A 23,105-nucleotide genomic window follows, 5' to 3' on the forward strand; every position below is an offset into this window, starting at 1 on the left:
TTATTTGTTTTTTAAAAGAAGATCTACTTTTTCTTCTAAGCGATTTAACCTTTTTCTATCTTTTTCTAACTCTTTTATTTTCTTTTCTTGCTGAATAGTATACAGTGTTAATTCTTCAATTTTCTGTAATAATTTTCTATTCATCTCTCCTAATTCTATCCCTTTATTTTCAATAACTTCTTTAGCACTAGGAATATCTTTTAAATGCCCTTTTTCTTGAATATGTTTTTCTACTTCTTTTAATGTTGGTAATTTATAAGTATTAGTAAAAACATAATCTGGCCACTGACTACTAACTTCCACTTTTACCTCCTTAGCTCCTATTCTTCCATTTACAGCCAATTTATAACCAAAAGTATCATTAGTTCCAATACCAATATCACCATTTGTTTTAATAACCATTTTTTCAGTTCCTGAAGTTTGAAAACTTAGGTTATTATCACTTCTTCCTGCTATTATTGCCTTACCTGTATCCCAACTAAGAAATCCATAATCTGAGTTTGCTCCCCAAGAAAATACCCCATCTCCTCTAAATTTAAATCTGTTATTTATTTGAAAAGAAGTAACTGAACTTAAACCAGAATCTGTAATATGTAATTTTGCATCTGGATTGGTTGTACCTATTCCAATATCTCCTCCTGATTCAATAAACATTCGATCTACCCCATTTGTTTGAAATTTTAAATATTCGTCTGCATTCATTTTCAATCCATAATGACTAGGTCCATCTGTAACTATAAAATGACTAGATGTTAGTCCAGTCGATCTTGCTCCTTGAAAAATAATTCCAGTCATATCGGTAGTAGAATTTGTTTTTAACTTCATTCTTGTAATTCCTTCACCTTCTATATCTAATCGTTCAGATGGATTTGTAGTTCCAATACCGACTTTTCCTTCAACAGCCAACCCATTTCCTGCTACTGAAGAAGCTCTATAGCCTGTTCCAATTGTTGTTCCTCCATTAATATGCAATTTTTTTCCACTTACATTTGAACCATCTCCACCAATTGAAAAAGTTCCATATGTTCCATTATAAAAAATAAAATCTCTTCCTTTTGAATCTTTAAAGTCTATTCCTGCCCATATATCATCACTATATAAAGAAACCTGAGTATCAGAAGTATTTGTAAAAACAGCTCTTCCATAAGAACGTAATAATCCAGACAACTTCATATTACCAGCTATGTCTAATTTTTCTGTTGGGTTAACTCCAATTCCAAAATTCCCATTATTTTTAAAATAAAAACGATCTACCACTGGTAAACCAAATCTAAAAACTAGATCTCCTCCATCTGTTTTATCTAAATAAGAAGAAAAATTTCCGCTTCTGTCAAAATGAATACTATTACCACTAAAATAGGTGTTATATGTTTCTGTAGAATTTGATGACTGTATGTGTAATCTTTGATTTGGAGTTGTGGTTCCTATACCTACATTTCCTGTATTTTCTATTTTATTATTTTGTCCAAATGAACTTATGGTTATTAATCCAATAAATGTTAAATAAATCTTTTTCATAATTATTTTTTTATTTTACTTCTACTATAAACGTGCTACTTTTTTCACTTTCGTTACCCGCTTTATCAAAAGATTGTACGTACCAATGGTAAGTGTTTTTTTCAACACTGTCTTTAGTAAAAGCTTTATTTGCTCCAATCCCTTTAAAACTCAATGTAGCTAAACTCGCATCTGTAAATACATAAATACTATCTATTTCTTCTGTTCCTACGATATTGGTTCTTTTCCACGTAAAGTTTATTGTAGTCTCCGTTTGCGAAGTATTATTTGCTGGCGCTATATTTTCTGGTGTATTTGGTTTTTTGGAATCTATACTAATAGATCTTGATGAGTATTTCCCATTTTGAGATGCACTTTGCGGCCTAACTTTCCATACAAAATCTCCCTCTGTAAAATCAAAAGTGAAAGAATTATCTGTTACAATTACATCCTTTACATTCGTCCCTTGATCATCTGGTTGCCAAATCTGTAATCTATATTCCGTTGCACTTGTAAGCTCTTTCCAAGTAAGCTTTTGACTTATTTTATTACTAATAGCTTTGTCCAATGGTGTTAATAACTCTACTTGCGCATTTGTTAAGTCTGCATTAATCACTTCCATCGCTTGAGTCGTATATCCTGTTTCATACTCCGAATTCTTTGCTTTTACTCTCCATTCATACATTCCTATTTTTACAGTATGTGAAAATGAGTTTTTTGTTATAAGAGTATCTAAAACAATTTGAGATGCTTGAGCAAATGTAGGCTTCGCTATTTGTAATTGATATGAAGTTGCATCCAGTATATTTTCCCATATAAAATTCACAGCTCCCTCCTCTACCTGTGCCTTATCTGTTGGTGCTATAACAACCACAACACTATCTGTTATATCTTCTAAAAAAACAGCTTCACATGCAAAAAAAACTACGGCTAAAAGCACGAATGATTTTTTTGCTATTTTTTTTATTCCTTTCATCTCTTTTAAAATTTAAAAGTGCTTTTTGTTAATTCTTTTTCTAATTTCTCTACATTTTTATTTGTAGCATTTTTACATTTTTCTCCTTCTTCGATAATCGTAGCTAATTTTATTTTTTTTCTATCTGTAGCCATCCAGCAAAACGATGCATTTTTATAAGCAAAAACATCATTCTTATCCATATATATTTCTCCTACCTTACTTTGGTTCTTATAAATATATAAACGTTGTTTTTTCTGATTATCTGTTGCTAAATAAAAAGCATCTGCTTCTGAAAGTTGATTATTTAAAGATTTTTGAGCGACAAAACGTAAACTAGTTACAATTTTTGCCTCAGGTGTATTTTTTATATAATTAAATAATAATAAATTATTATTTATTGCATTTACAACCTCTACTTTATCGTTAAGAGTTATTTCGAAATACTTTGGTTTACTTTTTAAGCTATCAACATATTTAATACTGTTAAGTACTTTTTTATTTTTAATAGCTTTTAAGTATTGATTATAGCTTTTTTTAGTAAAACTCTTCTCTATTAATGAGATTTTAATGAGGTTTTCATAGTGAGGAATTCCAATTTCTTCAAAATCTGTTTTATAAATTGATTTTTTCTTTAGCCCAATAACTCCTAATTCAACATTTTTTTCTGTTTCATTAAAATTATTTTTATGCGGTAAAACTCCACAGGACATAAGTATACTAACCATGAATAAGCATAGCAATTTTCTTATTTTCATATCTTTTTTTTATTATTTCGAATAAATTCAGCAAACAAAAGTAGTATTTTTTTTTATTTTTGTATCTTAAATCAATACCTATGAAAAATAAAAGTCTAGTATTTAAAAAAACTGACGCCTTTAATTTACAAGAACTACTAGTTGTTTTAGTTATTATTGGAATACTAATCTTAATTGCGCTTCCTAATTTAATGCCATTAATTACGAAAGCTAAAAAAATTGAAGCCCAAACACAGTTAAAACATTTGTACAATATGCAGCGTGATTATTTTTATATGCACTCTAAATATTCTAATGACTTAAATTCTGTTGATTTTATTCCTCCTAAAACAATTAATCAAGGTGGAACTGCTAATTACAGCTATGAAATTATACAATCTTCAAATAATTCGTTTAAAGCTAAAGCAATTGCTATTACCGACTTTGATGGTGATGGTGTTTTAAATATTTGGGAAATTGATCAGAATAATAATTTAGTTGAAGTTGTTAAAGACTAAATTATAAATCCAAACCAAAAAATAAAAAACCAAGCAAAATGCTTGGTTTTTTATTTCTATTATTTTTTTATCAGAATTTTATATTCCCATGGTTCTAATGTAATTTCATCTCCATTTAATTGAACTTTTTCTCCTGACATATAATCTACAAAATCACCTTCATATTTTATTTCTTCTTTAATTGGTAACTTTGAAAGATTAGCTATGAATACTACTTCTTTAGTATTCTTCTTTCTTGAAAATACTAAAGCTTCCTTAGCTGTATCTAATAAGTTATAAGACGCTGCTACTTTTCCTCCATTTAAAGCTTCATTAGTTGTTTTAAGTTTTCCTAACTTTTTTAATAAGCTCCATTCCTTTCCTTTTGTATGTGGTATAGAATCTTTTTCAAAAAACTTTAGTCTGTGATTTAAACCAAATTCTTGTCCAGAATATATTAATGGCATTCCTGGCGCTACATAACTTAATGCTGTGAACGCTTCTGCTGCATCTCCCATTCTTTCTTGAATTGTTCCATTCCAAGAATTTTCATCATGATTCGTTACAAAATTCATTAAAATATCATCTTTTTCATACAAAGAATCTATTTGTACCATTCTTTTGTTCCAATCTTTTACATTTTCTTCCCCTTTTGCTATATGATTCATTCTATGGTGTGTATCCCATCCATATCCCATATCAAACAAACCTTTTTTTAGTAATTCTGGTTCCCATGCTTCTGCTAACATAAAAATGTCTTTTTTTGCTCGTAATTGAGGAATTGCTTCTTGCCAAAAATCTGTTGGTACAGATCCAGCTACATCACACCTAAAACCATCTACTTCTTCATTTGTAATCCAATGTTGCATGTCTTTTACCATTTCTTTGCGTAAACCCTCGCTATCATAGTTTAAATCAGCTACATCTGCCCATCCTACTGGTGTTCCATCTTCATTTAGTGGATCTGTAATTTCTCCTTTAGCATTTTTAGTATAAAACTCTGGATTTGTTTTTAACCACGTATGATCCCATCCTGTATGATTTGGTACCCAATCTAAGATTACATACATTCCATTCTCATGTGCCGTTTTTACTAAATCTCTGAAGTTTTCTATGGTTCCAAATTCAGGATTTATTTTTGTAAAATCTGATACCGCATAATAACTCCCTAGTGCTTTTGCTTGCTCTTTCGGATCTGTTAATTTCGATGCAAAATCTCCTCCTGTTGCTTTTCTCTTTGTTTGTGAGATAGGAAAAACTGGCATTAACCAAATAATTTTTACTCCTAATTCTTTTAGCTGTGGTATGTCTTTTGTAAACTGTTCAAATGTTCCTTCTTTTGAATATTGACGAATATTAGCCTCATATATTACTGCATTTTCCATCATTGCATCTGAAACTGGAGCTAATGAAATCTCTTTTGGCTTTTCTACTTCTTTTTTAGCTACTTCCTTTTTTTCTGTTTTACAAGCAAATAATGTCGCTGCAACTAAAAATATACTTATTGTTTTTTTCATTCTTTATTGTTTTATAATACTTATAGCTGCACCCCCACCTGAAGCTAATTTTATATTCATTTTTGTTTTATTGGTTACTTCAATTGTTTCTATTTCTAAATCTAATGGATTGGTATTCCAATCTGCATTTTTTCCATCTTTATAAATTGTTGCTTTATAAATTCCATCTGATAAAAAATTAAAATCTATTGGTAATTCTCTTGATTTCTCATTTGTAATTGCTCCTAAAAACCAATTTTCAGTATTTCGTTCCTCTCGTGCAATTGTTACATATTCTCCTACTTCTCCATTTAAAATCTTCGTTTGCTTCCAATCTACTCCAACATCTTTTATAAACTGTAAAGCTTTAGGATTTGCTTCATAATGCTCTACTAAATCTGCTGCCATCTGTACAGGACTATAAATAACAACATACAACGCTAATTGCTGTGCTAATGTGGTATTTACTTGATTATCTTTTTTAAATTCATCAAACTTAATATTGAAAATCCCTGGAGTAAAATCTATCGGTCCTGCTAACATTCTTGTAAATGCTACGATTGATAAATGTTCTGGTGGATTTCCTCCATCTGAAGACCATGCATTAAATTCTTGTCCTCTTAACCCTTCTCTCGATATTGTATTTGGATATGTTCTTCTTAAACCTGTTGGTTTAATAGGTTCATGTGCATTAATTGCTATCTGATATTTTGCCGCTTTCTCAACTGTATTATTATAATGGTTAACCATCTTTTGCCCATGATGATACTCTCCTTTTGGTAATATTTTACCTACATAACCAGTTTTTACAGCATGCATTCCATACTTTTTCATTAAAGCAAAGGCTGCATCTTGCTGTTTTGTATAAGTAGCAGTTGCTGCTGACGTTTCATGATGCATGATAATAGCTACGTCTTTTTCTTTTCCGTAACGAACTATTTCATTGATATCATAATCTGGATATGGTGTTACAAAATCGAAAACTCCTTCTCTATCTTCAAATCCTATCCAATTTTCCCAACCGGTATTCCATCCTTCTACTAATACTCCTTTTATATTATTTTTTGCTGAAAAATCTATAAATCTCTTTACATTTTCTGTAGTTGCTCCGTGCCTTCCATGCGCTTTACCAGTATCAACCCATTTTCCATTTTCATCTTTGGTCATTCCATAATCCCAAGAAGATTTCCCTAAATGCATTTCCCACCAAACTCCTGTATACTTCATTGGTTTAAACCAAGAAACATCACCTATTTTATTAGGTTCATTTAAATTGACTATTAAATTCGATGCTATTAAATCTGGGGCATTGTCTGTTATTTGAATTGTACGCCAAGGTGTATTAAACGGTAATGTTCTCTTTACTTTGTAATCGTTGTTTTTAGATCCTACTAAAATACTTTTTAGTTTTAAATCTTTTGCATCTACACCTAAAGTCATTCCTGAATAATCTACCAATGCTGCTTCATGAAAGCTTAAATGCAATCCATTTTCACCAACCATTGTTACAGGTGTATTCACTGCATTATTTGGTATTTGTGTTTGTGCTAAATTGCTATGATTTGCTTTTGATAGTGCATCTACTTTAGACAATGGTGTTCTATTATATAAATGTTCATAACTATCCCAATCTCCAGGTATCCAAAAAGTTTTATAATCTTCTGTCAGATTAAATTCTGTTTTTTCTTCTGTTATTAAAACTTCTGATATTCCTCCTTGTTTTGGAAACTCGTATCTAAAGCCTACTCCATCGTTATAAACTTTAAATACTACTGAAAATCTACGTTTTGAACTTCCTTGCTCTTCTAAATCTATTTTTAATTCATTGTAATTATTTACAACTTCTTCTTGTTCTCCCCAAGGCATTTGCCAAGTCTCATTAAAAGTACTTGTTGTTGTATTTAATACTTTTAAGTTTTCTTTTAATGCTTTCGCATTTTTAAACTCAAACCCTAAATACGATGTATCTATTACTACTTCATTTTTTCTTTTTACAATGTAATATGAAGATTCGTTTTTATTTAATCCAAACTCAACTTTTAACTCTTCGTTGGGTGAGGCTATTTTTATATCCTTTTTACTTTTACATGAAACTACAAATAGTACTCCAACTATTAATAAAGATAGTTTTTTCATCTAATTTAATTTTTCTAATAAAATAATTGGTTGATTTCCTTCTATTGCTATTTTTCCATTTTTTACTGTATACGTATTATTCGTATAAGCATCTTTTAATTTATCGCCATCATTAAAAATTGGAGCTACTGGAATTTCCTTTATTTCTTTTGTTAAATTTAATCCTATTACTACTTTGTCTGTAAATTTTTTATCTGAATAAACTCTAGAAAAAACATACGGTTCTTTAGATATCATTTGATGTTTTCCTGCACCTACAGCTGGGTGATTTGCACGGAACTGCCCTAATTTTTGCCAATATTCTAAAACTTTTTGATTTTTCTCATTACTTGCTATTTCATCCCAATTCATAAATGAACGTAATGTTGCATCTCCGTCTGTTCCTTCTATTACTAATGAACGTGCTGACTCATCTCCATAATAAACTTGCGATGTTCCTAATCCTAATAATAATCTGTTTGCTGCTTCAAATGGTTTTTCTCTTTTTGGATCAAAAGGTTGTCCATCATCATGAGAACTTATATAATTTAAAGTTCCATAACCTTTTAAATGATTGTTTAAAATACTATCGTATTTAAGGTTAGAATCTTCACAACTTAGTTGTTTAGCATTCCATTTAAATTCAAAATTGATTAAGCTATTAAATGCTTTATCAAAATAATTTACTTTTTTATCTCCAAAATTATAATCTTTTCCTCCGCTTATACCGTAACCATAAACTTCTCCTACTAAATAAAACGGCGTTTCATCCAATACCTTTTTAGGATGTTCTTTTTTCCATTTCTTAAATGCATAATCGCATTCTTTTTTAAATTCTTGCCATACATTTTCTTCTGTATGTTTTACCGTATCTACTCGGTATCCATCTATTCCAAATTCTGTAATATAATCTGTTAACCATTTTATAATATAAAATCTTGGTGCTCTTGGATATCCTGTTCTTGCAAAAAATTCATCTAACTCTTTTAATTCTTCTTCATACCTTCCTTCTTTCTTCCATTTTTCTACCAATTGCGGAGGCAGCTCTACATGCTCATTACTCTCTGTTTTTACATCTGGTAAATTCTTTACTAGCGTACAAGTAACTGTATTCTTATAATTATTATAAACACATTGTGGGGCTGTTCTTACCCATTCCGATGGCCATACTGGATCTTTCTCTGTTACTGGACCTGTATGGTTTATTACAGCATCTAACAAAATTCTAATTCCGTTTTTATGTGCTGCTGCTACAAGTTCTTTTAAATCTTCTTTGGTCCCATAATTAGGATCAATTTTGGTCCAATCTTTAGTCCAATATCCATGAAATCCATAAGTTACACCTGTTCCTTCATCTGTTCCTCCATGAATTTGTTCTACTACAGGAGTCATCCAAATGGCATTGATTCCTAACTTTGCAAAATATCCTTCTTTTATTTTTTTTGTTATTCCTTTTAAATCTCCTCCTTCAAAACCTCTTAATTTCCCTGACTCTTTTGTTCTATCAAAATTAACATCATTGGTCTCATCTCCATTATTAAATCTATCAGTTAATAGAAAGTATAAATTTGCTCCATTCCATACAAAAGGCGCCTTTTGTTTTTCTTTTACTGGTTGCTGCTTTTTTGTTTTGCATCCTACAACACTTACTACCAAAAGAATTACAACTATTAATTTCTTCATTTTTTAAAACTTTATATTTATTTTTTTAGAAGTTTTTGTTTTCCATGTAACTGGTATTTTTAAAACCTTTGTTTTAGCATTCCAGTTTATAGCTACTTTCTCTCTTCCTGCTTTAACCTTACTTGGTTTAGTAGCTACATTATGTATTATTAAATTAATCTCTTTTTCTACTGAAGTATATAAATTTCCTTTTTCTGAAGTCAATTTAATTTTCAAACTCTTTTTATCTGATTGGCTTTCAAACGTTATCAATTCAAATTTTCCTTTTTCAAATGCTTTTGCTGTTTTTCCATCGTCATTATATAATTCTCGTTTACTTTTTTCTACTGAAGCATCATGATAATAATGTACATCTATTTTATCTTGATTATATGCTTCTGTATTCTGAATTATTTTTGTCATTGGTATAAATGCTCCCGCTCTAACATAGGTAGGTATTGATGCTTCTTTTACCTGTACGTTTTTTGTTTTTCCTCCTGCTATTTTTTCATCAGTGTAAAAATCAAACCACACATTGTCTTTTGGAAAATACACTTCTTGTTCCGTCACATTCGATTTCATTATTGGAGTTACTAAAAAATCATTTCCCCATAAATATGTCGATGCTTTTTCAAACAATTTTTTATTTTCTTTTTCCTCAAAAAACAAAGGTCTCATTAATGGTTTCCCATATTGATTATTCTCATAAACTAAATGATAATTATACGGTAATAACTGATATCTTAATTCTATTGATTTTTTTGCTAATGCTTTTGTTTTTGGTTCTCTAAACACTGGCTCACTGGCTACTTCTTCTTGTGCATGAGGTCTGTATATTGGTTGAAACACACCATATTGTAACCATCTTGTGTACAATTCATCATTCAAATTTGCTCCTGCAAAACCTCCTAAATCTGAATGCATATACCCCAATCCTTGCATTGCCATTTGTAATGCTATTTCTGGCTGACTTTGTAATCCTCCCCAAGTTCTATTTACATCTCCTGACCAAGGTACCATTCCAAATCTTTGTGATCCTGAATATCCTGCTCGCATTAAAATAAATGGTCTTTCATTTGGAAACTCCTCTTGATATCCTTCAAAAATTAATCGTGCCCAATCGTGCCCGTAAATATTATGCACTTCGTCTGCACTTCCTGTTGCATGTTGTACCCAAGTTGGATGCACTTCTGGCTCTCCTAAATCTCCCCAGAAACCTTGTACTCCTAAATCTTTAATATCTTTATAAATATTCCAAAACCACTCTTTTCCTTGTTTGCTATAAATATCTACAATTCCGGTATTTCCAAAATAAAAATCATAAGTAGCTGGCTTACCTATTGAATCTTTTGCCAATACATTTTTTGCTACTGCTTCTTTCCATTTTTTAGAAGTCGATAAAATAAATGGTTCTGTTATTAAAACAGTTTTTACTCCTTTTTTTCTAAAGTTTGAAACCATCTTTTTCATATCTGGAAAAGAATCTTTGTACACTTCTAAATTACCCATTGTGCCTTGAATATCTTTTCCAAACCAGTATAAATCAAGAATTACTGCATCTACAGGTATTTTTTCTGATTTAAATTTAGCAATGGTATTTTCAGTTTCTTTTTGTGAGTGATATCCAAATCGACTAGAAAAATTTCCTAAAGCCCAACGTGGTAACATTGGTTGTTTTCCTGTTAAATTGGTATAATTATCTATTAAATCTAACCATGAATTTCCTGCTATTACTTGATAAGTTTTTCTACCTGAAATAGTTTCATAGGTTAAGGTGTTATTTTGCTTACTATCTAAATCTAAATAACCAATCGGAGCATTGTCAAAATGAATCGCATACAGATTAGAAGAATATACCAAAGGCATCGTAAAGTTCATTAGTTTAGACTTTTCTTCGTAACCATAATGTGCTTTATTATATAACTGTAAGCGGTTACCTCTTCTATTCATACCTAAAGCTCTAGACCCTCCTCCATATAGAACTTCGCTTGGCTTTAAATTGAATTGTAATGTTTCAAAATTATCATTTCTTTGATATCCATTTTTCTCAGAAACTAATTCTTTTCCTTTGTACCAATAAGAAACATTGAATGGTTTTTTCTTAATAATGACTGATACATCATTAGTTTTAAACTTTATTTTCTGTTTGTCTTCTTTAAAATCGACATCAGCATACGTTTCTTTTAAAACGACTGCATGTGAAGCTTTTTGTGTTGTTTTTTGATTTTTAGGTGTAAATGTTGTTTCTGCTATTTTTGAATTCAAAAACTTAATAGAATAAGAACCGTCTGAAACTTTTAAATGCAATTCGTTGTTTAAAAATTCTGCTGATTTAAATTCTCTTTCTTCAATCTCGTCTTTAAATAACCACAAAATGGTTTCTTCAAAATTAGTTCTCCATAATTTTTCATTATGCTTTCCTTCTGGAACAACTTTAGAGTGGATATTTTTTGATGGGAAGTTTTGCTCTTTAAGAACATCTACCATCAAGTTCATATCTCTAACTGTTTTATTTATTTCATTAAAAGCAGTGTTATCTCCTTCTTTTCCTCCTGCTAAAAAATACATTTTTGTGTCAGATAAATTCCCTCGAGTCTTAGAAAAATCTACAATTTCTGGAGCAAACCAAAAAGCTGGTGAGTACACGCCTATTTTTCCAAAAACCTTAGGATAATTTAGCCCTGCATAATGAGAAATTAATCCTCCCATAGAACTACCAATAATTCCTGTATTTGATTTATTTTTTAGTGTTCTGTAATTTTTATCTATATAGGGTTTTAATGTGTTTACTAAAAAATCTAAGTAAGCTTTACCTTCTCCTCCACCGTATTTACTATTCTTCCAAGGAGAATATTCATCTAATCGTTTAGCACCTCCATTATCTATTCCAACAACAATTAGCTGTAAATTTTTATCCTCGTATAATTTATTTAAAGTTTCATCTACACTCCATTCTCCTGAAAAAGAAGTTTTTTTATCAAAAAGATTCTGACCATCGTGCATATACACTACTGGATACGATTTTTTCGATTTAGAATAACCCGGTGGTAAATACAACCGAACTGTTCTTTTTCTTTTTAATTGTGGAATTTCAAACGTTTCTGATATAACCGTTACATTTTTAGAAGCTGTTGAGCTTTTTTCTGAACTCGTTAAATGTGTCCAACCTTCTATCTTTACTTTTAATGTATCATTAGCTTTATTGAACTTATACGTTCTGTTATCTATACTTGTTCCGTCTTCTGCAGACTCTACTGTTTGCCAAGATCCTTGAGTTAACTTAAATAGGATGTTTTTTGATTGATGCGGAAGCGTTATAGAATAAACACCTTCTTTTTTATCTAGTTGATATTCTTTTTTTCCTCCAGACCAACCTTCAAAACTTCCTGATATAAATATTGAAGCTTCTTTTGGTGTTTTATTTGGTAACTCATCTACAATAATGGTTACTTGGGCTGATATATTTAATCCAATTAATATAAATAATATGTTTAAGAGTTTTTTCACTTAAATTTATTGTTTTGTAGTTAATAACAAGCTTCCTTTTTCTTGTAAAACAAGACTATCTTTCCATACAATAGTTTTGTCTGTTATTATATTTTTAAACTCTTTTCCTTTTAGATTCATTTCTTTAAAACGGTTTAAATCTATCGTTAAAGGTTTATCATTCTTATTCAAAATTAAGGCAACTATTTCGTCTTTATATTTTCTAAACAAGAAATATACTCCGTCTTTTGGAGCAAAATGAATTGTTTTCCCTTCGTGTATTGCTTTACTATTTTTACGATAATTCAACAGTTTTGTAACAAAAACCTGCATTTCTTTCTGCTCTTGAGACAATCCTTCTTTTGTAAATACATTTACTTTATCTCCATCCCAACCTCCAGGGAAATCTGTACGAATTAATCCGTGATCTCCAGGATTGGCTGTATCATCCATTAAGATTTCTGTTCCATAATACATTTGCAAAATTCTTGGTAAAACTGCATACGTAGCTAATGCCATTTTTGTATTTATAACATCTTCTTTTAACTGTGTAAAAATTCTACTTTTATCATGATTGTCTGGAAAAATCAGAATGTCTTTAGGTGATTCGTAATGAAAATCATTAGCTAAACCCTCATAGATTTTCACTAAACCTTTATCCCAACTTTCTGATTCATTTAAAGCATCTACTACATTTTTTTGCATTGCAAAATCCATTGTAGATTTCAAATTCGATTGATAACCGTCTTTATTCTTTTTTCCTTTTTGCCAATAACCAATTAATAAAGGATTATAACTCCACTCTTCTCCAACAATTGAAAAATTAGGGTATTCATTCATAATTGCATTTACCCAATTTGCCATAAACTCTTTATTTGGATAAGGATACGTATCTTGTCTAATTCCGTCTAAACCTAATGTTTCTATCCACCAAATAGAATTTTGAATTATATAGGTTGCCATAAAAGGATTTCTCTGATTTAAATCTGGCATGTCAGATACAAACCATCCATCTGTATTTCCTTTTTTATCAATTTCTGAAGCATACAAATCCTGATTAGTGGTTCTCCTATGATTAGAATGTTTTACTGTTTTCCAAGACCAATTCTCTTTATTTTTCTCATAGTGCGCTTGATAATTAATCCAATCTTCAAAAGGTAAGTCTTTCATCCACCAATGCTCTAATCCGCAATGATTTGCTACTTGATCCATTATTAACTTCATCCCTCTGATAGATAACTCTGATGATAATCTTTTATAATCATCTAAAGTCCCAAATCGAGGATCTACTTGATAATAATCGGTCATAGCATACCCATGATACGATCCACGAGACATATCATTAACTAAAACGGGAGTTGGCCAAATAGCGGTAAATCCAAGATTTTTTATATAATCTAAATGATTTGTAATTCCTTCTAAATCTCCTCCGTGCCTTTTGTAATTGTGTTTTCTATCTACTTCTGTTTCCTTAAGGTTTTGAAAACTATCGTTTTTAGGATTAGCATTTGAAAAACGATCTGGAGTTATTAAATAAATAGCATCTGAGCTATTAAAACCTGTAAATTTATCTGCAAGCTTTTCTCTTGATTTTAATTCGTAAGTATATCTCTTTTCTGAATTGTCTTTTAAAGTAAAAACTATATCAAACTTTCCTGCTTTTGTTTTTTTATCAATCTTTAAATCAATAAACAAGTAATTATTACTTTTAGACTTATGAACTTTGTCTATTGTAACTCCTTTATAAGAAATTGTAGGTTTTGCGCTAGCTATATTATCTTCTTTAACTAAAAGTTGAAGTTTGTTGCTTTTAAAATTAACCCACCAATTTGGCGGTTCAACTCGCTCTAAAGATGCGTTAGACACATTTATTTGGACTTCATTTATTTCATTTTCTTTTCTACTAGAATTGCATGAAATAAAAACTAAAATAACAATATATAAACCTATTTTTCTCATAAGATAAAAACCTCACAGATTACTCTGTGAGGAATTAATTTAATTACACAGTAATCATACTATTAGGGGTAATCTTTATACTTTTATCTTCAAATAAGACTTCTAAATCTTCTGTTCCGTCTAATTCAAACTTTGTTTCTTCCTGATTTACAGATACTTTTAAAATTTGATTTCTAAAGTTTACTTTAAAAGAGTATCCTTTCCATTGTTTTGGAATTTTTGGTTCAAAAGAAAGTGTATTTCCTTTAATACGCATTCCTCCAAAACCTTCTACAATACTCATCCAAGTTCCTGCCATTGAAGTAATATGTAATCCTTCTTCTACTTCTTTATTATAATCGTCTAAATCTAAACGAGAAGTACGCAAATAGAATTCATACGCTTGCTCCATTCTACCCAACTTAGCTGCTTGAACACTATGAACACAAGGAGAAAGTGAACTCTCATGTACAGTAAATGGCTCATAAAAATCAAAATGCTTTTCTAATTCTTCTTTTGAAAAGTGATCTTCAAAGAAATAGAAACCTTGTAATACATCTGCTTGTTTAATATATGGTGATCTTAATATTCTATCCCAACTCCATTTTTGATTAATTGGTCGATGAGACTTATCTAAATCTGCTACTGAAACCAATTCTTTATCTAAAAAACCATCTTGTTGTAAAAATACATTATGCTTTTCTGAATATGGAAAATACATGTTCTTTGCTACTTCTTTCCATTTCGCTAATTCTGTATCGTTAAAACTTACTTTTTCTTTTATTCTAATGTAATCTGAAATATGTTCTTTTTGAACTTTCTCAATAGACTCTAAAGCATACTCAATACACCATTTTGCAGCATAATTGGTATACCAGTTGTTATTTACATTATTTTCGTATTCATTTGGTCCTGTTACTCCTAGAATAACATACTTATCTCTTGCCGATGAAAATGTTGCTCTTTGTTGCCAAAAACGTGCAATTCCAATTAAAACTTCTAATCCTTTTTCTGGGATATAAGATTCATCATTAGTATATCTTTCATAATTATAAATAGCAAAACTTATGGCTGCATTACGATGAATCTCTTCAAAAGTAATTTCCCACTCATTATGGCATTCTTCTCCATTCATAGTTACCATTGGATATAATGCTGCCCCATTATTAAATCCTAATTTCTCAGCATTCTCAATAGCTCTATCTAAATGTTGATAACGGTATTCTAATAAGTTTCTTGCTACTTTTTCATCTTTAGTTGCCATATAAAATGGTATACAGTATGCCTCTGTATCCCAATAGGTGCTTCCTCCGTATTTTTCTCCTGTAAATCCTTTTGGGCCTATATTCAATAAAGGATCTGTACCTAAATATGTTTGATTTAATTGAAAAATATTAAACCTTATTCCTTGTTGCGCTTTTACATCTCCAGAAATAGTTATATCTGCAGTTTCCCAAATCTTTGCCCAAGATTTTTTCTGTAATTCTAACAAATCATTAAATCCTAATGATGTTGCTTTCGTTAAAACAGATTTTGCAGCTAAAGTTAGTTCTGCTTTGTCATGATTTCTATCTGCTGTATATCCAGCAAATTTATAAATGGTAAAGCTTTCATTTTTCTTTACTGAAGTACCATAGTTAAACGAAATATTTTTATCAGTTTTAACTACTTCTGGGTCAATATTTATTTTTTCTTCGTTCAATTCAAATTGAGATTCCATGAAAGTACAAGTATGAAAATCTGTTTTCATTGTATGTGCCTCTATAAAAGCTTGAGAACCTTCTGAAGAAACACTTAAAGTATTCCAAAATTGAGCATCCCAATTTGTATCTTCATTTGTAATTTCACTATCTAAATAAGGTTCAAAATTAATTGTTGCATCTGAACTTAAAGGTGTAATTGTATATTTTATAGCTCCTACTTCATCTAATTCTAAACTTAAAAAACGCTTTGCTTTTACAGCTATTTCTATTCCGCTTTTTAAAGTTGCTTTGAAGGTTCTTGCTAACCAACCTTCCTTCATATTCAATTCTCTTCTAAACTCTGTAACTTTCAAACACGTATTTAAATCTACCTGTTCTCCATTTACTTTTACATTAATTCCTATCCAGTTTGGAGCATTTAAAACTTTTGCAAAGTATTCTGGATATCCATTCTTCCACCAACCTACTCTTGTTTTATCTGGATAATAAACTCCAGCTATATAACTTCCCTGAAAAGTTTCTCCTGTATACGTTTCTTCAAAATTGGCACGTTGCCCCATTGCTCCATTTCCTATACTGAAAAGGCTTTCTGAAGATTTTACACGTTCTGTATTAAATCCTTCTTCTATAATACTCCATTCGTTGGATTTGATATAATCTTGATTCATTTTAAATCATTCTATTTTTTAAAACTCTAAGTAAGTTTTGTTTTCTATTTCTTAATTAACTCTTTTAAAAAGTCTACACTTATCTCTGTAAAATCATTAAAGACATAATCTGCTTCCTTTAAAACTTCTTTTTCTCCAATACCTATTGATATCATACTTGCATTATTAGCTGCTTGCACCCCTGCTAAAGAATCTTCAAAAACAATACAATTCTCCGGTGCTACTTCTAATAATTTTGCTGCATTTAAAAACACTTCTGGATCTGGTTTTGCATTTGACACATCATTACCATCAACAATAGCGTTAAAATTCGAGATCAAATTAACTTTTTCTAAAATTTGTCTAGCATTTTTACTTGCTGAACCCAATGATATTGGCTGCTGTTCTTTTATTAAATAGTTTAATATTTTAGGAACATCTGGCAAAATCTCACTTTCATCCATCTTAGCTATATAACTCAAATAATCATTATTTTTTTTTGCCATGAGTTCCATAAATTCATCTTGAGAGATTGTTTTATTTCCCCAAGACAATATTTTTTCTAAAGATTTTACTCTACTTACTCCTTTTAATTGTTCGTTTTGAGTTTCTGTAAAATCTATCCCTATATCATTTGCAAGTTTTTTCCATGCTAAAAAATGATATTTCGCGGTATCTACTATGACACCGTCTAAATCGAATATAAATCCTTTCTTCATTTTATTCTTCTACTGTTTGATATGTAATTGCTTTGGGATTTGTAATTAAAAAGTTTGCTAACCCGGCTAATAATAAACTTATACCCGCTACAGTCATAGCGTTAATAGCTTGTTCTCCCAATAAACCAGATATAAAATTAACTCCCCCAAGAGCTGCAACTATTTGTGGTATTACAATAAACATGTTAAATATTCCCATAATTACCCCCATTTTTTTAGGATCTACAGAACTTGATAACATTGCATATGGCATTGATAATATACTTCCCCAAGAAAAACCTATTAAAATAAATGAGATTGTTAAATACTCTGGTGATGGTATAAACTTCATCATTAAGAAACCTAATCCCCCAAGGATTAAAGAAACCATGTGCACATATTTTCTATTAATTCTTCTTTTTGATGTATACAACACTAATAACAAAGCAAAAACCATAGATGATAATCCATATGTCCCCATATACGACCCTACTAAATTTGACGATTTTTGAAATGCAGTATTGGCTATATTAAAAGCTTCTGCTTGTGCAGTTACTGCCATATCATAATTAGCTTCAATTGGTGCTGGTGTATTAAATACATGCTCGGTAAGTGCTGGATTTGCCATACTCCACATTGTAAAAAAAGCAAACCAACTAAAAAATTGTATTACCCCTAACCTTTTCATTGTTGAAGGCATACTTCCTATATTATTTAAAATATCAGGTATAAATTGGTTCTTTTTTGCCTTTTCTTTTTCAAAAGCCTCCATATCTTCTGGTGGATACTCTGATGTAGTAAAAACTGTGTATAGAATGCTTATTAAGAATACAAAAGCTCCAATAGCAAAAGCTACTTTTACAGACATTGGTACAACTCCTAAAGTAGCTGAATCACTTACTCCGAATTGTGATACCATCCACGGTAAATTACTTGCCACCCAGGTACCAATTCCTATTATTAAAGTTTGTACAACAAAACCATAAGAACGTTGCGATTCTGGTAATTTATCTGCAACCAAAGCCCTAAATGGCTCCATAGACACGTTAATAGAAGCATCAAGAATCCAAAGAAATCCTGCTGCCATCCATAATGCTGATGAATGTGGCACAAAAAATAATGCTAGTGAGCTTAAAACTGCTCCTATTAAAAAATAAGGACGCCTTCTTCCCCATTTCACACTCCATGTCCTATCACTTAAATATCCTATAATAGGTTGTACTAATAATCCTGTTAATGGAGCGGCAATCCAAAGCATTGGAATGTCATCCTTAGCAGCACCAAGAGTTTGAAATATTCGAGACATAAAGCCTCCTTGTAAGGCAAAACCGAACTGAATCCCTAGGAAACCGAAACTCATGTTCCAAATTTCCCAAAAACTTAATTTACGCTTATTCATTATCGTAATTAATTAGTTTATACTACGATAAGCGCTATGACTTATCTATTTATGTGTGGAATATAAATTATTGATAAGTCTTTTTGTCGTGATAAAGATATAATTTAGATCTTTAATTATAAAAAAAAATCACTATTACGATTTCGTAGATTCTCTAATTTTCAAATTACTAGAGATCACTTTTGTTTGAAACCTTCTATTTTCATCTTCATTTTCTATTCTATCAATTAACATTTCTGCAGCTTGTTTTCCCATAGTAAACCCATGTTGAACAACAGTTGTTATTGATGGTGATGAGTATTCAGATATTAAACCATCTGTAAAACCAACTACAGAAATATCTTCAGGAATTCTCATTCCTTTTTCTTTTGCTATTCTTATAGCTATAGCCGCATAAATTTCGTTTACTGCAAATACAGCATCTATTTTTTGTTTAAACAACTCATTTATTTGTGTATAGATATCTCTATCTTCATCTACTTCTATAATTAAGTTTTTATCTATATCTTCACCTACTTCTTTTAATGCTTTCTCATAACCTTGTTCTCTATGTAAACCAACTGTAACATGCTCTGGAGTAGTTACAATTGCAATATTCTTACATCCTAAATCTAATAAATGTTTCGTTGCTTTATAACCCGCTCCAATATCGTCTACAATTACTTTGTCACAATTTATAGAAGAATGTGTTCTATCAAACAAAACTAAAGGAACTTCATTAGATGTTAATCTTTCAAAGTGTGAAAAAGTATTATTCTCTAAAGTTTCTTTTGCTATAGATACTAATAAACCATCAACGCTTCCGTTTGTTAATACATCTATGGTTTCAGCTTCTTTTTGTTCATTATTATTAGAAAAACAAACCATTATGTTATACCCCTTCTTATTTGCTTCATCTTCTATACCTTTTATTACTGTGGAGAAAAAATGATGTACAATTTTGGGTAAAATAATACCAATAACTTTCGTCTTTTGATTTCTTAATTGTAATGCTAAGTTATTAGGTCTATAGTTATAATAATCTGCGTATGCTTTTATACGATCTTTAGTTTCCTTACTAATCTCATAGCTATCTCTTAAGGCCTTAGAAACTGTAGACACTGACACTCCTAACTCCTTTGCTATTATCTTTATGGTAATTTTTGGCTTCATATTTTACAAAACTGATAAATTTTTCGTTTAATATTATCGATATGTTAAGTTAAAGTAAAAAAGTTATTAACACGAAAACGTTTTCGTAGTGTTAATAGTACTTAGATAGACATTTTAATGACTACCTTCACGGGGTGGAATTTAAATTATTGATTGCTTATAAATCAAATTTACAGTTATTATTTAATAATTTATACATGAAAAATTTAAAATTATTGTTCAGTGGAATTCTACTACTTTCCTCTATAACAATGTTTGCTCAACAAACTGTTACAGGTAAGGTCACAGAAAAAGCCACAGGCGAATCTTTGCCAGGTGTAAGTATTATCATAAAAGGAACAGTCAAAGGGACTGAAACCGATTTTAATGGTAATTACAGTCTAGAAAATGTTAAACCTACAGACATCCTAATTTACTCTTTTATAGGCTTAAAAACAAAAGAAATTTTAGTAGGTAATCAAACAAGCATTACTATTACTTTAGAAAACGACGATCAAAACTTAGATGAAGTTGTTGTAATTGGTTATGGTACTACTACAGTTAAAGATGCAACTGGTTCTGTAGAAGCTATAACATCAAAAGATTTTACAAAAGGTAACGTTGTTACTCCTGAAAATCTATTAAGCGGTAGAGTTTCTGGTGTAGAAGTTAAAACAAGTGGAGCTCCAGGTTCTGGATCACAAATTACTATCCGTGGAGGTTCATCAATTACTGCTTCAAACACTCCCCTAATTGTTATAGATGGTTTGCCTATTGAAGAAAATAGTGTAGCAGGTTCTCGTGGTGTTTTAGCTAATATAAACCCAAATGACATTGAATCATTCTCTGTTTTAAAAGATGCTTCTGCAACTGCCATTTATGGTTCTCGTGCTTCTAATGGTGTTATTATTATTACCACTAAAAAAGGTAAAAAAGACTTCACGTTAGATCTAGATTACCAATTTACTTATGGTGAAGTTAGAAATAGAATTAATGTTTTCTCTGCTGACGCATTTAGAAATATAATTCAACAAAAAAGGCCAGGAGATGTTGGTTTATTAGGAACAGCTAATACAAATTGGCAAAATGAAATTTTTAGAACAACAGGTTCTTCTTTAACAAACTTAACTGCAAAAGGTCAAATTTTTGGAGCAATACCAACAAGATTATCTTTAGGTTTTGCTAATCAAGAAGGAAGTTTATTAACATCAAATTTTGATAGAAAAACTATATCGTTATCGATGAATCCTTCTTTTTTAAACGATCATTTAAAAATAAACTTAAACTATAATAGAAATTTTGAAGATAGTCGATTTGGTGATTCTGGTCAAATAGGTGCTGCTTTACGCTATGACCCTACACAACCAGTTTACGATGCTTCTTCTCCTTTTGGAGGTTTTTATCAACATAGAAACGGAAACTTAGTGTTAAACGGAACACAAAACCCTGTTGCGGCTTTATTATTAGCCAATAGTTACGGTAAAGTGTTTAGACATTTTGGAAATTTAAATTTTGATTATAAATTTCACTTTTTCCCAGATTTAAGAGCTGTTGTTAATGTTGGTTTTGATAAAGCTGAGGGAAAAACTTCTTACACAAACGCATTTGATATAGGAAACGCAGATGAAACATTACGTTTTGCAGGTATAGAATCTTCTAGTTACTCAGAAAGAAGTAACCAACTATTAGATGGGTATTTAAATTATACTAAAAAACTAGAGAAAGTAAGCTTCGATGTTACTGCTGGGTATTCTTACCAAAAATTTAAAAATTTTGGAGGAGGTTCAGGAAATATATTAAATCCAACATCTTTTGCTACAACATTTGCAGATCCTAATGTTGTTAATATTGGTTTCTTTGGTAGAATAAAAGTAGATTATTTAAATAAATATTTACTTACCTTAAATTATCGTAAAGATGGAACTTCTCGTTTTAGTAGTGAAAATCGTTGGGGTGATTTTGGAGGTGCTGCCTTGGCTTGGAAAATAAGCGAAGAAGATTTCTTAAAAGACTCTGAGGTTATATCTAGTTTAAAATTGAGAGCTAGTTATGGTTTAACAGGGCAACAAAACTTGCCTGGAGTAAATGATATTTATTTAAATAGATATCGTTTTGGGAATCAAAACTCACAATTCCAATTTGGAAATAACGTTATTAAAGCTACAATTCCATCAGTAATTAATCCAAATTTAAAATGGGAAGAAACTGCTACTTTAGAATTTGGTATTGATTATGGATTATTCAATGATAGATTTGATGGTTCTTTAAATTATTTTAATAAAAAATCAACCGACTTATTATTCAATACTGGTTTACCAGATGGTATTAACTTTAGTAACCAAGTAATACAAAATGTGGGAGATTTAGAAATAAAAGGTATTGAGTTTACTTTTAATGGTGATATTTTAAAATCCGAAGATTTTAACTGGAATTTCACTTCCAATGCAACGTACCTAGATAGAAAAATTACTGCTTTAGCTAATAATAGTGATATTAGAACTGGAGGGACTGCAGGTGGTACTGGTAATACAATACAACTTTTAAGAGAAGGGTTTGCCCCAAGTTCTTTTTATGTATTTAAACAATTATACAACAGTGCTGGTAAACCTATAGAAGGTTCTTATGCAGATTTAAATGGTGATGGTATTATAAATGATAACGATCGTTATTTAAAAGAAAATCCAGCAGCAGATATGATCTTTGGTTTCCAATCTAATTTTAATTATAAGAACTTTGATTTATCTTTTAATTTAAGAGCAAATATTGGTAATCATGTATATAACAATGTAAATTCTGCGAGAGCTCAATATGCGTTATTACAAGACAATGCTTTATTAGGAAACATTCCTACTTCTGTATTAGCTACCGATTTTATAAATACTTCAGATGTTTTAAACTCTGATATTTATATAGAAAACGCTTCTTTCTTAAAAATGGATAATATAACTATAGGATATACATTCGATAGACCTATTAAAAAGTTTTCTAAAAATAGTATTCGTATTTGGGCAGGTATGCAAAATGTATTTACAATTACAAACTATAGTGGTTTAGATCCTGAAGTTTTCGGAGGACTTGACAATACAATTTACCCAAGACCTAGAAACTTCCTTATCGGTACTAATATTAAATTTTAATACTAAA

Annotated in this window: 14 protein-coding genes; 2 read left to right on the forward strand and 12 right to left on the reverse strand. The window is 30.4% G+C overall.

All coding sequences use genetic code 11. The features are described from left to right. Genes Q0881_RS07570 through Q0881_RS07580 form a run of 3 tightly spaced genes read right to left on the reverse strand, consistent with a single transcriptional unit; the run spans position 1 to position 3,210 of the window. The gene (locus tag Q0881_RS07570) at positions 1-1,518 is read right to left on the reverse strand and encodes a hypothetical protein (RefSeq protein ID WP_299158460.1); all 1,518 of its coding nucleotides are present in this window, start codon (positions 1,516-1,518) and stop codon (positions 1-3) included. Between the two features lie 10 nt (positions 1,519-1,528). Continuing rightward, positions 1,529-2,473 (reverse strand): hypothetical protein, encoded by a 945-nt coding sequence (locus Q0881_RS07575; RefSeq protein ID WP_299158463.1) that lies wholly within the window; start codon positions 2,471-2,473, stop codon positions 1,529-1,531. A 5-nt stretch (positions 2,474-2,478) separates the two neighbouring features. After that, on the reverse strand, positions 2,479-3,210 hold the full coding sequence (locus Q0881_RS07580) for a hypothetical protein (RefSeq protein ID WP_299158466.1): 732 nt from the start codon (positions 3,208-3,210) through the stop codon (positions 2,479-2,481). A gap of 80 nt (positions 3,211-3,290) precedes the next feature. Between Q0881_RS07580 and Q0881_RS07585 the strand changes: the two genes are divergently transcribed. Further along, positions 3,291-3,707, forward strand: coding sequence for a prepilin-type N-terminal cleavage/methylation domain-containing protein (locus tag Q0881_RS07585; RefSeq protein WP_299158469.1), 417 nt, complete (start codon positions 3,291-3,293; stop codon positions 3,705-3,707). A gap of 59 nt (positions 3,708-3,766) precedes the next feature. On the opposite strand, the gene Q0881_RS07590 is transcribed toward Q0881_RS07585, so the two are convergent. The 9 genes from Q0881_RS07590 to Q0881_RS07630 all read right to left on the reverse strand — a co-directional run bounded on the left by Q0881_RS07590 (position 3,767) and on the right by Q0881_RS07630 (position 19,982). Beyond that, positions 3,767-5,203, reverse strand: coding sequence for an alpha-amylase family glycosyl hydrolase (locus Q0881_RS07590; RefSeq protein ID WP_299158472.1), 1,437 nt, complete (start codon positions 5,201-5,203; stop codon positions 3,767-3,769). A gap of 3 nt (positions 5,204-5,206) precedes the next feature. Beyond that, on the reverse strand, positions 5,207-7,318 hold the full coding sequence (locus tag Q0881_RS07595) for a glycoside hydrolase family 97 protein (protein WP_299158475.1): 2,112 nt from the start codon (positions 7,316-7,318) through the stop codon (positions 5,207-5,209). Beyond that, entirely contained in the window at positions 7,319-8,980 is a 1,662-nt protein-coding gene (locus tag Q0881_RS07600; protein ID WP_299158478.1) for an alpha-amylase family glycosyl hydrolase, read from the reverse strand. A 3-nt stretch (positions 8,981-8,983) separates the two neighbouring features. Then, positions 8,984-12,466: a TIM-barrel domain-containing protein gene (locus tag Q0881_RS07605; protein WP_299158481.1), complete on the reverse strand. Its 3,483-nt coding sequence runs from the start codon at positions 12,464-12,466 to the stop codon at positions 8,984-8,986. A 6-nt stretch (positions 12,467-12,472) separates the two neighbouring features. Beyond that, positions 12,473-14,404, reverse strand: a complete 1,932-nt coding sequence (locus tag Q0881_RS07610; protein ID WP_299158484.1) for a glycoside hydrolase family 13 protein — start codon at positions 14,402-14,404, stop codon at positions 12,473-12,475. A gap of 43 nt (positions 14,405-14,447) precedes the next feature. Then, complete coding sequence (locus Q0881_RS07615) at positions 14,448-16,754, reverse strand: glycoside hydrolase family 65 protein (RefSeq protein ID WP_299158487.1); 2,307 nt, start codon at positions 16,752-16,754, stop codon at positions 14,448-14,450. Positions 16,755-16,798: 44 nt separating this feature from the next. Continuing rightward, positions 16,799-17,452, reverse strand: coding sequence for a beta-phosphoglucomutase (gene pgmB, locus Q0881_RS07620; protein WP_299158490.1), 654 nt, complete (start codon positions 17,450-17,452; stop codon positions 16,799-16,801). Between the two features lies 1 nt (position 17,453). Further along, a complete protein-coding gene (locus Q0881_RS07625; RefSeq protein ID WP_299158493.1) occupies positions 17,454-18,830 on the reverse strand; it encodes an MFS transporter in 1,377 nt (458 codons plus the stop codon). 135 nt (positions 18,831-18,965) lie between these two features. After that, a complete protein-coding gene (locus tag Q0881_RS07630; RefSeq protein ID WP_299158496.1) occupies positions 18,966-19,982 on the reverse strand; it encodes a LacI family DNA-binding transcriptional regulator in 1,017 nt (338 codons plus the stop codon). A 197-nt stretch (positions 19,983-20,179) separates the two neighbouring features. On the opposite strand from Q0881_RS07630, the gene Q0881_RS07635 reads away from it, so the two are divergent. Next, positions 20,180-23,098 (forward strand): SusC/RagA family TonB-linked outer membrane protein, encoded by a 2,919-nt coding sequence (locus Q0881_RS07635; protein ID WP_299158499.1) that lies wholly within the window; start codon positions 20,180-20,182, stop codon positions 23,096-23,098. Positions 23,099-23,105: the final 7 nt, after the last annotated feature.

This window comes from uncultured Tenacibaculum sp. (genome assembly GCF_947494125.1).
In the GTDB taxonomy this organism is placed as follows: Bacteria; Bacteroidota; Bacteroidia; order Flavobacteriales; family Flavobacteriaceae; genus Polaribacter.

What these genes read in the sequence shown, in the direction of transcription:
- Q0881_RS07570 (WP_299158460.1), bottom strand. Translation starts at nt 1,518, where the DNA reads ATGAAAAAGATTTATTTAACATTTATTGGATTAATAACCATAAGTTCA.
- Q0881_RS07575 (WP_299158463.1), bottom strand. Translation starts at nt 2,473, where the DNA reads ATGAAAGGAATAAAAAAAATAGCAAAAAAATCATTCGTGCTTTTAGCC.
- Q0881_RS07580 (WP_299158466.1), bottom strand. Translation starts at nt 3,210, where the DNA reads ATGAAAATAAGAAAATTGCTATGCTTATTCATGGTTAGTATACTTATG.
- Q0881_RS07585 (WP_299158469.1), top strand. Translation starts at nt 3,291, where the DNA reads ATGAAAAATAAAAGTCTAGTATTTAAAAAAACTGACGCCTTTAATTTA.
- Q0881_RS07590 (WP_299158472.1), bottom strand. Translation starts at nt 5,203, where the DNA reads ATGAAAAAAACAATAAGTATATTTTTAGTTGCAGCGACATTATTTGCT.
- Q0881_RS07595 (WP_299158475.1), bottom strand. Translation starts at nt 7,318, where the DNA reads ATGAAAAAACTATCTTTATTAATAGTTGGAGTACTATTTGTAGTTTCA.
- Q0881_RS07600 (WP_299158478.1), bottom strand. Translation starts at nt 8,980, where the DNA reads ATGAAGAAATTAATAGTTGTAATTCTTTTGGTAGTAAGTGTTGTAGGA.
- Q0881_RS07610 (WP_299158484.1), bottom strand. Translation starts at nt 14,404, where the DNA reads ATGAGAAAAATAGGTTTATATATTGTTATTTTAGTTTTTATTTCATGC.
- Q0881_RS07615 (WP_299158487.1), bottom strand. Translation starts at nt 16,754, where the DNA reads ATGAATCAAGATTATATCAAATCCAACGAATGGAGTATTATAGAAGAA.
- pgmB (WP_299158490.1), bottom strand. Translation starts at nt 17,452, where the DNA reads ATGAAGAAAGGATTTATATTCGATTTAGACGGTGTCATAGTAGATACC.
- Q0881_RS07625 (WP_299158493.1), bottom strand. Translation starts at nt 18,830, where the DNA reads ATGAATAAGCGTAAATTAAGTTTTTGGGAAATTTGGAACATGAGTTTC.
- Q0881_RS07630 (WP_299158496.1), bottom strand. Translation starts at nt 19,982, where the DNA reads ATGAAGCCAAAAATTACCATAAAGATAATAGCAAAGGAGTTAGGAGTG.
- Q0881_RS07635 (WP_299158499.1), top strand. Translation starts at nt 20,180, where the DNA reads ATGAAAAATTTAAAATTATTGTTCAGTGGAATTCTACTACTTTCCTCT.